This is a genomic window from Lactobacillus sp. UMNPBX17, assembly GCF_002553735.1.
Classification (GTDB): Bacteria; Bacillota; Bacilli; order Lactobacillales; family Lactobacillaceae; genus Lactobacillus; species Lactobacillus gallinarum.
The window spans coordinates 1-2,169 of the sequence record NZ_PCYT01000113.1 but is presented as its reverse complement, the minus strand read 5'-3'; the positions used below and the strand labels follow the sequence as shown (position 1 = coordinate 2,169).

2 protein-coding genes are annotated in these 2,169 nt (G+C 47.4%); both read left to right on the top strand.

The window, feature by feature from the left end; translation table 11 throughout:
* The first annotated feature begins 153 nt into the window (after positions 1-153).
* Positions 154-1,905 (top strand): transposase, encoded by a 1,752-nt coding sequence (locus CP368_RS09710; protein WP_098046043.1) that lies wholly within the window; start codon positions 154-156, stop codon positions 1,903-1,905.
* Positions 1,883-2,101: a hypothetical protein gene (locus CP368_RS09705; RefSeq protein ID WP_233185882.1), complete on the top strand. Its 219-nt coding sequence runs from the start codon at positions 1,883-1,885 to the stop codon at positions 2,099-2,101. The genes CP368_RS09710 and CP368_RS09705 overlap by 23 nt, the downstream gene beginning before the upstream one ends.
* The last annotated feature ends 68 nt before the right edge of the window (positions 2,102-2,169 follow it).

Below are 2,169 nucleotides of genomic sequence, written 5' to 3'. Positions count from 1 at the left end.
TGCTAACTTCCCAGAGCAATCAAACTCAAGTCCTCTGAGAAAGTGCCCTAAACCCGCAAAAATACTGTATTTTTAGCACATCTTTGCTTGCATTGATGTGCTTTTCTATGTTATAATTTGAGTATGATATCATACTCAACAAAGGAGGCCATCATGTACTACAACTGCCTGGTTAATATTCCTAAGAATACTGGTAAAATTTCCAGAAATAAACGGGGTAAGACTACCTACATCGAATACACTTATGCTAGAGAGTACCTTCCCGAGAAGAAATACAACGTCGCCAGAAGAACGACCATTGGGAAAGCTGACCCTGATCATCCGGGAATGATGTTCCCTAACCCCAACTTCGAAAAATTCTTCCCTGATGTTGAGATTCCCGCCGAAGGAACGGCGGCTGAACCGGTCAATGAATCCAGAAGCAGCTGTATCCGAATTGGTGCCTTCTCCGTAGTCAGACGAATTATTGAAGACTACAAGCTCGCTGAACACTTGAAGCGCTGGGATGATCGGGGGAAAGGACTGCTCCTTGACCTGGCCGCGTACTCAGTTATCGCAGAAAGCAACGTGGCTCAGCACTTCCCGGATTATGCCTACAACCATCCATTGATGACGCCACAGAACAAGATCTACAGTGACTCTACAATCTCGCGCTTCATTCGCGAGATCGATGACAATGACAGGGTCGACTTCTTGAACAGCTGGAACGCCACCCACGACAAGAACGAGAAAATCTACGTTTCCTATGACTCCACCAACAAGAACTGCAAGGCTGGAGATATTGAGATGGCGGAATACGGTCACCCTAAGAATGACGTTGGCGCGCCAATCATTAACTACTCGATTGCTTACGATATGACCAATGAGAAGCCCCTGCTTTACGAGAGCTACCCGGGCAGTATCGTGGATGTCTCGCAGCTGAAATACATGCTGGAGAAGATTCGCGGCTACGGCTATAAGAAGATAGGTTTCATCCTTGATCGTGGATACTTCAGTAAGGCTAACATCCAATTCATGGACTCGTGCGACTATGATTTCGTGATGATGGTTAAAGGCAGGGCCTCCTTTGTACACGGCTTGATCATGGAGCACACGGGCGAATTCGAATCAAAGAGAGCCTGCTCCATCAAGGCTTACCGGACTTATGGCATGACGGTTAAAGCCAAGCTGTACGCGGATGACGACACTGACCGCTATTTCCACATCTACTACAAGGCCAAGAAGCAGGCTAGCGAGCGGGCTAGACTGGAAGCTGATCTGGACAGAATGGAAGCCGAGATGGACAAGATAAAAGGCAGAGAATACAAGCTTCCAAAGCGATACGAGCACTACTTCAAGCTCACCTACCACAAAGACAAGTTCTATGGCTACAAGGAACGGGAAGATGTAATCGAGCGAGAGCTGCAGCTGTGCGGCTATTTCGCGATCGTGACCTCCGAAAAGATGACAGCCTCTGAAGCCTTGAACCTTTACAAGAGCCGCGATATCTCAGAGAAGCTGTTTGGCAGTGATAAGACCTTCCTTGGCAATCGCTCATTCAGAGTCGCAAGCAGTCAAGCAGCCGAAGCCAAGATCTTCATTCAATTCATCGCTTTGATAATCCGTGCAAGAATCTACACGCTTTTGAGAAAGCGCAAAGCCGAAATGCCGGGCAAGCCTAACTACCTGAGCGTACCTTCGGCATTGAAAGAGCTCGAAAAGATTGAGCTGATACGCCAGCCGAATGGCAACTATAAGCTCGATCACGCAGTCACGGCTACCCAGAAAGTAATACTAGGCGCCTTTGGACTGGACGAAGAATGGATCAAGGCGCAGGCAAGACTGATTGGAAAAGACATTCAGAACGCCGCAATGCCAGAAGAACAGAAAGACGATGACGAAGATGCCGAGAACGAAGAGTATTAAGACAATTGAAGCCGAGATCTCCCAAACAGAAGAACAACTCCAGCGCCTTAAAGAGCGCTGCGATAAAGCGTCACGGAAGCTTGATGCTCTCTATGAACTCAAGAAGCACCGGGAGCAGGAGGAATTACTAAAAGCTATTGATAAAAGTACCCGAACCAAAGCTGAGATCCTCGCGTTTCTGGAAAGTCATGCATAAAAGAAATACGGCTGGCAGAAAATCTGTCAGCCGTATGGTTTGAGTTGTAAAATCCTGGGAAATTAGCA